Raw genomic sequence first — 8,489 nt, 5'->3', positions numbered from 1 at the left:
AGGCTTCGTTCACATCGATATCAAATACTTGCCCCAGATGCCTGACGAAACCTCGCGTCGCTATCTGTTCGTCGCGATCGACCGGGCCACGCGATGGGTTTTCATGCACATCTATGGCGACATGACGGACAAGAGCAGCGTCGATTTCCTGCGTCGGCTCAAGCTTGCTTCACCGATCAAGATCAGCAAGATACTGACAGATAACGGCTCTCAGTTCACTGACCGCTTCGCTACCAAGGACAAGAAGCCGAGCGGCAACCATGCCTTCGATGTGGCTTGTACCGCACTGCCGGCAGAGCATCGCCTGGCACCGCCACGGCACCCGCAAACGAATGGCATGGTAGAGCGCTTCAACGGACGAATCAACGAACTGCTACAGCAAACCCGTTTCGACAGCAGGGCTGATCTGGAGGCGACCTTGATGAACTACTTGAAGCTCTACAACCATCATATTCCGCAACGCGCCATCGACAGCAAAACACCAATTCTGGCGCTCAAAGAATGGCAGAAAAAGCGCCCCGAATTATTTGTCAAACGGGTTTATGAACAGGCGGGACTTGACACATACAGTCGACTATATCCTGTGTCGGTACTGTCTTTATATGTATCATACAATCTTACAATATTAGTATCCGACCGAATTTTTGCATCACGCTCCATATTGTTATTGGTTCCGTCGAAAAATATCCCTATGTTTATCTGAACCTCACATTTCTTAAAATCTGGATCAAACCGTGGCCTGACCAGCTTTATTTTTGATGCTGGAGAAATTTTAGAAGGAGATACAAGAACGTCGCTACGCATCATCGCCAATCTCCGTATTTCTTCCTATCACGATCGATTTCACGCCGGGCCTCAGCGATTTCCTCGTCTGTGAACATTGTTTCGATACGATAACCCATAGTCGCATTCTCGCCAGCATGGGTACCCTCCGTTTTAGCTGGATGTCCTTCGCCATTTGATGGTATCTCACTAACAACAATGCGTACGCGTTTTTCTGGAAAGAAATGCACATAAAAGCTACCTGATTCCGCATAAGGCTCAATTGGCACCTGCGCCCGATATATCCCTTCGACCTCTCCGGTATCGTGCGTAGTGGCATCAGGAGCTCTCAAAATGTGGATAACCTCCCAGCGAACATCCGCCGTCAATTCAGGACTCCACTTTTTTGGCAGGCTCAAACAACAAACGTTACTGCCCCCACCGCCGCCTTCACCTACGCTGTCGTTAATACCTTTATTAATGTAGAATCTCTTGATATAGTAGTCTGACCCAAGATGATGAACACCAGTCAGAGTAGTGGAAAAATTTTTATCCACCGAGAAGGTTTTATAAATCAGCACGCCAATCCCCAACATTGCCCCGATAAATATTAGTAGCACAACAATTCGCCACCAAACGAAACTCGGAATGAATAATTTCATCAGCTGCCCCATTATGACACCGAAGTAAAATTACTTGCCGCAATCAGCAGGCTAGCTCAACGACGCGCTATTCGCGCGACAAGTTCTTTCAATCGAGCAGCGAATGTATCAACATCGATTAGTGCAAGACAGTCTCGAGCCTCCTCCTTATTTAGAATGGTTCCTCGCGTTATTAACGCCGCCTCGGTCAAAAGTGTCAGGAACAGAGGATTCGAGTTGCCTACTGCGCGCCATACCTCAAGAGCGCCTCGTGCCCATGCATGCTGCTCCACGGCATTGCCAGGAAAATCGCCGCCGTGGCGCTTCAATTTCGCTTTCGCGATAAGGTGGTCAGGTTCACTGGCCTCGTCAAGCGCCGCCAACTGTTCCCAATCCAGAATAAAGGGCGTCGGTGCAGGAGCATCCGATTCGATCGGGGGTAACTGAATCATCGCTCCTGATCTATCGTGTATTGTCCAGCGCGCAATCGGCCCTCTCATTTCCGCCCATTGTGCCGACGTCAATAGAGATGCGAGCGGCGCGAGCACCGCACAATCGGCATACCTGAGCGTGAACTGCTTGCCGTTGGGGTCGACAATGAAAATAAAGCGGCGCAGATGATGGGCGAGCTCACCAAGTTTCAAGTTGCACTCGATGATCGACGCGTGCAATGCCGGCCTACCCGCACTCACATAACCCATGACTTTCTCGATGTCTCCGGCTTCATAAGCCGCCTCGACATCGATCAGGAGCGGACTAACCTCCAATGCCCGTTCCGCATAAACTGGTTCCAGCCAGACCGGGCGGCTCTTTGCATCGGCCTCTGCATAACCAGCCGACACGTCCTGCAACAGGCCGTTATCGATCAGAAGATATACGAACAGTTCTCCGTTGCTGGCACTCATTCCGCCTCCACCAGTGGACTATGCGCACGCGCCGCCGCGAGCATGCAGGGAATGCAGATATCGTGGTGCGGCAACTCGTCAGGGAACTGCACCTCGGAAGCCTTCTTCCCAAAGGTCTGATGATCGGCTGCGTACATATGGTTGTTGCCGGTCGTATTGCCGACAATGCCTTCAGCGCTGATCTTCAATTCACTGCCACCGCCGTAAATCCGAACACCCTTTCTGGCCTTGATGTTGATCCAGTCGGTATTGCTGATCAGCTCCATCACCTTCTTTGCAATCAGATTGAGGGCGCCATCCTGCGCCTCGGTTTGGACATCGCCTCGCGCCGCAACCTGCTTGATGCCACCGTCATTCGTAAAAGCGCTGAGCCCCATGGCCGCACGCATCAAGGTCCTGCCGCCGGCAGTCAGATGCGTGTCCGCAGCCGTAATCAGGTCGATATTCTTTTCGGCCCCCAGCGCCATGCTTTCCGAACTCGCCATGACAATTCCCGCTGGTCCGGTGACGGCGACGATGGGTGCGCCGCCCGCACTGCCCTCGGTCACATTGGTTCCGTGATCCAGATGCCTGAGTTTGTCCACAAGCTGATTCAGCAGAGGTCCATTGCCAGGATCCTTGGCATGGGTTTCGGCGAGTTTTGCCAGCTGGTCCGCGATATCGCGCAATCCGTCGGCAAGCCCAATCAGCTCGGCCCGATCCAGTTGATTGCCTTCAGCCTTGGCACTGCCATTGGCACTGATCAGCACACCTTTACCGCCGCGAATCGCCACGGCATGGTCGCTGCGCAGCTCCGCGCCTTCGCCACGGGGCTGGCGGCGCTCACCCCTCGGATGCGTCAGCCACCCCAGATTCAGTTGCGACGTGCCGTCGTCGCTCGCCAGTTGCGCGCTGATTTCACGAGGCGTGTCGTCGAACCGAAGTTGATTGGCGCGCCATCCCTGAATCTCCTGGCTTCGTATGCCGGACAAAAACCGCGTCGTCGGCAGGTTCGCGTTCTTGCTCAAAGGTGGCGGCAAGGCACGCGCGTTGTAAAGCTGAGAGATGATGATCGGTTTGTCCGGGTCGCCGCCGATGAACGCGACCAGCACCTCGGTCCCGACTCTCGGCAGAGTCAGATTGCCGCAATGTGAATCTCCCGTCCCAGCCCATTGGCTTGCCACCCTGACCCAGGCTGAATCCGTGTCCGTGTCCGACGCGCCGGCGCCGCCAGCGTGCTGATGATCAACCGGACGTGTTGCTGGAAACCGGATCTTGACGCGGCCATATTCGTCGCAGTGAACGACCTCGTTCTGTCCTCCGACCACGAGTGCGACCTGAAGACCAGGGTCGCGCAGATCATTCCATGGGTCGAATGCCGGGACAATCGGAATGGCTCGTCGTACGGCTTCGAATCGCATCTGGAATGGATTCGTGCTCCAGCCTTCGGCAGGCTCGCCTTGCTTGACCTCCCAGCCATTGCACGCGAACAGACGCTGCACCCGTTCTTCAAGGCTTCTCGGCAAGTTGTTTCGCGCCCTGACGTCGAGCGCGGTGATGACGAAATCGCGCTCTCCCACGGGATGGCTGTCAATCTCGGGATGATTCATGATCGTGAAGTATTCCCCTACGCGAAAATCGCGCACGGTTCCCTCACCGATAAAGCATTTCGAATCAAGTTCTTTGCGCTGCATGCGCAATAATCCGTGGCGGTACAGTTGGTCGCTGTCCGTTGCGACATGCGGAGATTCGACAATGTATTCCTGCACCGCGCAGGCCAGCGGGTTGCCTGATCGCCCTTGATCGATCTTTCCCGGCACCTCGGTAACCATGACCGGAACATTGCCCGGTTGTTTGTAGTCCCAGCTGAATACACTCGCATTGCCCGCCTGGAACTTGCGCACTGCTCCCCAACGCGTGACGGAATCGCGCTCTTCGGTGGCATCATCGCGGTGATAACGGACTACGCCCGCATCGTTCCGGGCAAGCGTGCTATGGGCGTCGAACAGCACCAGCGTGTGGGCTGGCGTGGATTCGCTCGCCTGACCGTTCTGTTGCAAGACGCGGCTACTGCCGGGTCGGAAGAACCAGGCAATGCCGGAACGGCCGAGAAGCCGCCGCACGAATGCCGCATCGGATTCGTTGAACTGTATTGTCTGCTCACGCTCGGGATAGTTTTCAAGACGAAAACCGTCTGCGAACTCGTAGTCGAAGGCCCCAGCCTGCGCACTATATATCTGAAGCCATTCTTTCAGCACGACCACTACGATTTGAGGCCAACTCAAGCGCCGGAAGACGCGCGTATTGACGCGCTGGTCCATGATCGTCATCACATCGCAAAGGATGACGCGATAGCTGGAGATCGCCCCGTCGGATTCACCTGAACTGGCTTGCGCGATGACCCCACTAACTTGTCTCAGCCGTCCCCGGTCAGTGACGAATTCGAGGGTAGCCGGCAGTCCGATAAATTCCTTCAGTGGGAGCCGGCACGAGCTTGCTACACAATCGATCTGGTATTTGAACCCACCGCATACGGTTTCCGTACCATGAATGGATTGAGGGAGCAGGATATTGCTGTTCTGTTTGTCCTGGCCAAATAGCCTCAGCCTGATTGGACGGTTATCGGCAGTCAGGCCGCTTTCATACTGCAGGAGACTGCTGAGGTCAGGAGCCATGCCCACGCTATCCTCCAGTTATTTCCCACCGGAACAAGCATAGATTCTGGCAACTCCTGAGAGAGCATCTTTGAGAACGGGCAAATTTCTCGACACTGCTTTACAGAACGAACTACCAATGTCTCAAAAACGAGCGGCGAAGGTCCGCCTTGTAGACATCACACCTCGGCCCACATCCTCAGCAGATTGTGATAATGCGCCGTCAGCCCCACCGTAATCTCCGACTCCCCGTGCTGCGCGCGCAGCTTCTGGATCTGGGTATCGAGATCGAACAGCATCGCCCGCTTGCCGTCGTCGCGCACCATGCTCTGGGTCCAGAGAAAAGACGCCACCCGTTCGCCACTTGTCACCGGCCGCACCTGGTGCACGCTGCCCGACGAATACACGATCGCATCGCCCGCCGCCAGCTTGACCTCGTGGGTGCCATAGAGGTCGACCACTTCGAGCTCGCCGCCCTCGTATTCTTCCGGCTCGCTCAGGAACACGGTGGTCGAGACGTCGGCCCGCACCGGCGCCCCCCCGCCGCGCTGGGCGCGGATGGCGCCATCGACGTGCAAGCCGTAGTGCTCGCCGCCGCCGTAGGCATTGAAGTAAGGCGTCAGCATCCGCAGCGGCAGCGCGCTGGAAAAGAACATGGGGTTCGCCATCAGGGCCGCGCTCACGATCTGGCCAAGCTCGACGGCCAGCGGCGTGCCCTCGCCCAGCTGGCGGTTGCGCTTGACCTTCGCCCCTTGCGGGCCGACGCTCTCGCGGCCATCGAGCCATTCCGGCGCGCCGGCCATGCGCGCGCGGAGATGGGCCACCTGGTCCGGCGTCAGCACGCCGGGAATATGCAGCATCATGTCGTTCTTCTTTTGTCGAACCAACAAAAAAATCCCTCCTGACATAGCCAGGAGGGCAGAATCCGGTTGCCCGGCGGGGGTGGTACTCCGTGAGAAACATCCGCCAGCGCTTTCCCGGTCGCCGGCGGCTACTGCAACACAAGCTGGAAACACAACTTGATGAACACTCCAATCGCTCTTCCCAAACATGTTTGAATGAGAATTATTCTCATTATGTACCCTGTTCGCGCATTGTGCAAGCGTTTGCGTGCGCGCCCGTCATATGGCTTTCGTCCTGCCTCCATGACAGCCATTGTTCATGACCTGTGGCCGAATCAACTACAATACCGGGGATATGGGTTTATCATCAACCCCTCGGACTTTCGAAACATTCACTGACAAGAGACCCACCAGCGCCATGCGTCGTCCTTCCAAAGATTCAACTCCAAAACTTTCCGCAGAAAGCCAGCGCCTCGTCAGCCTCTCGCAAGCCCTCATGCAAGCCGCCAGCCGTGCCGAAGAGCGGGCGTGGGAACGCCAACTCGACACCTGCCTGCAAAAGCTGCTCAAGACCAATCATCAGGACAGCATCGATGCCGCCCTGAACGCCCTGTTCAAGGACGACCTGGCCTCCTACGACGTGCTGATGGATACGGTCGAGGCCGTTAGCGAATCGGCCACCATGGTCGAACAAGGCGAGCACGGCGACGTCACGTGGCAGGCGCTGCTGGTCGCGGCGCCGATCCTGGCCTGGACCCGGTTCTCGATCGCCACCGGCGCCATCCCGAACGACCTGCTGTCGACCCTGGGCGCCCACTTCTCGGCGCACCTGCTGGCCGACGGCACCAAGATGGCAATTGCGCCTACCTTATATTCGCTCGACCAGCTGCCGCGCACCCACGCCGAAACCGCGGCGCTGACGCAGAAGCTGGCCGCCGCCGCCCACAAGGGCGGCACCATCAAGCCGGCCCAGCACCTGGACGAAACCGCGCCCTTCCTGGCCGATACCCGCTACCTCCTGATCGCGATCGTGGCCCCGGCCGGCGAGCCGCTGTTCCGCTGGCAAGAGCCGCAGCACCACGTGCGTTTCGCCGAAGAGCGCAATCGCAGCCTCGAGCAGTGGCGCGCCCAGGCCACCGCGAATATCGCGCGCCTGCTGCCGGGCTGCGGCATCGAGCTGCTGCTGCCGGAAGCCTATTACGTGGCCTGCCGCGAAGCCGATAAACTGATCCGCCCGATCTCGATCCGCGCCGCCGTGCACTACCTGACCAATACGCTGGGCGTGGAAGCGTCCGACCTGCGCGCCGTGATCGCCGGCTTCGGCGAAGAGTCGCCGGACATCCAGATCGACGAGTACCGCGTCTCGTTCACCATGCGCCAGAGCGCCGACGTGGTGTATGGCATCGTCTGGCCGCTGTATGGCCAGGAAGACGAGAACGGCACGCCGATGGAAGGCCCGCTGGCGGTCACCGCCACGCCGCTGTCCCCGATCAACGAGATCGCGGCCCACCTCAACGACGCCGGCATCGCCCACATCAAGCGCATTAACGAGCGCTACGTGGCCGAGTACTGCGACGACTGCGGCGCGCCGCTGTTCGCCGACCCGACCGGCGAGCTGGTGCATGCCGAAATGCCGGAAGACGCGCCGGCCGGCACCGAGCACTTCCACTGATGTCGTTCAGGCTCCCGCCGCGGCGGGAGCCTCTCCTCCCTCCCCTGCCGCACGCTCCGGCGTCATGAACTGCCGCGCCAGCCCCTGCTCCTCGAAACGTGCCACGACGAAGTCGATGAAGACGCGCGTCTTGGCCGGCAACAGCCTGCGGCTCGCGTAATACAGGCATAGCGCCCGCCCCTCCACGAACCAGCCCGGCAAGACGTCGACCAGCGCTCTACTGCGCAGGAATGCTTGCGCGTGCGGCAACGGCAATACCGCGATCCCGATGCCAGCCAGCGCCGTCTGCGCCATCGCCTCGGGATCGTCGCACACCAGCGCCGTGCGCAGGTCGACCGGTGCCTGCCGGCCGTCGCCATGGCGCAAGGTCCAGGACAGCAGCCGGCCGCTGCCCACGGCGCGGCGGGCGATGCCGTCGTGTCTTGCCAGGCCGTCCGGATCGTGCGGCCAGCCGCGCCGCTCAAGGTAGGCCGGACTGGCCACGACGACGCTGCGCACCCTGGTCAGTTCGCGCGCCACCATGCCCTCGTTCAGGTCGACGCCGCCGCCGATCGCCACGTCGAAGCCCTCCTTGACCAGGTCGACCTGGCGGTTATCGAAATGCAGGTCGGGAACGATGGCCGGATAGCGTGCGAGAAAATCTTCCAGCATCGGCACGAAATAGGTCCGCCCGACCAGCGGCGCCATGCCGATTTTCAGGGTGCCGCCGGGCTGGCCGGCGCCCTGGCGCGTGGCCTGGGTCGCCTCCTCGATCCGGCGCCAGGGCTCGGCCACTTCGTGCAGATAGCGTTCGCCCTCGGCCGTGAGCCGCAGCTGGCGCGTGGTGCGCTGGAACAGGCGCACGCCCAGGTGCTGCTCGAGGCGGGCGACGTTCTTGCTGACCGCGGCCGGACTCAGGCCGAGGCGGCGCGCGGCGGGCGAAAAGCCGCGCTCCTCGGCGCTGTAGATGAACGAGACGAGGTGACTGATCGATTCCGGCATGGCGGTGTCTGGATGGTGACGATCCGGAGATTTTATACCTCTGGTTGAAAGTC

The 8,489-nt window shown here is 59.2% G+C and carries 6 protein-coding genes and 1 pseudogene; 2 read left to right on the top strand and 5 right to left on the bottom strand.

Annotation, left to right across the window (positions count from 1 at the left end):
- Positions 1-562: pseudogene (locus tag HMPREF9710_RS10315) on the top strand (integrase core domain-containing protein); the annotation flags it as partial.
- A 241-nt stretch (positions 563-803) separates the two neighbouring features.
- On the opposite strand, the gene HMPREF9710_RS27080 reads toward HMPREF9710_RS10315, so the two are convergent.
- The 4 genes from HMPREF9710_RS27080 to HMPREF9710_RS10300 form a co-directional block, all read right to left on the bottom strand.
- Positions 804-1,424, bottom strand: coding sequence for a DUF3304 domain-containing protein (locus tag HMPREF9710_RS27080; RefSeq protein WP_169331321.1), 621 nt, complete (start codon positions 1,422-1,424; stop codon positions 804-806).
- 56 nt (positions 1,425-1,480) lie between these two features.
- Positions 1,481-2,308: a DUF4123 domain-containing protein gene (locus tag HMPREF9710_RS10310; RefSeq protein WP_005666143.1), complete on the bottom strand. Its 828-nt coding sequence runs from the start codon at positions 2,306-2,308 to the stop codon at positions 1,481-1,483.
- Positions 2,305-4,962 carry a type VI secretion system Vgr family protein gene (locus HMPREF9710_RS10305; protein ID WP_005666141.1) on the bottom strand — a complete coding sequence of 886 codons (2,658 nt, stop codon included), beginning with the start codon at positions 4,960-4,962 and terminating at the stop codon, positions 2,305-2,307. Before HMPREF9710_RS10305 ends, HMPREF9710_RS10310 begins: the two co-directional genes overlap by 4 nt.
- A gap of 158 nt (positions 4,963-5,120) precedes the next feature.
- Entirely contained in the window at positions 5,121-5,804 is a 684-nt protein-coding gene (locus tag HMPREF9710_RS10300; RefSeq protein ID WP_040776078.1) for a Fe2+-dependent dioxygenase, read from the bottom strand.
- A gap of 397 nt (positions 5,805-6,201) precedes the next feature.
- Between HMPREF9710_RS10300 and HMPREF9710_RS10295 the strand changes: the two genes are divergently transcribed.
- Entirely contained in the window at positions 6,202-7,455 is a 1,254-nt protein-coding gene (locus HMPREF9710_RS10295) for a DUF2863 family protein (RefSeq protein WP_005666138.1), read from the top strand.
- Between the two features lie 6 nt (positions 7,456-7,461).
- On the opposite strand, the gene HMPREF9710_RS10290 is transcribed toward HMPREF9710_RS10295, so the two are convergent.
- A complete protein-coding gene (locus tag HMPREF9710_RS10290) occupies positions 7,462-8,436 on the bottom strand; it encodes a LysR family transcriptional regulator (RefSeq protein ID WP_005666136.1) in 975 nt (324 codons plus the stop codon).
- Between the last annotated feature and the right edge of the window lie 53 nt (positions 8,437-8,489).

Source organism: Massilia timonae CCUG 45783 (assembly GCF_000315425.1).
Taxonomy (GTDB): Bacteria; Pseudomonadota; Gammaproteobacteria; order Burkholderiales; family Burkholderiaceae_D; genus Telluria; species Telluria timonae.
The sequence above is the reverse complement of the archived record's forward strand: the minus strand, read 5'-3'. Positions and strand labels throughout refer to the sequence as shown.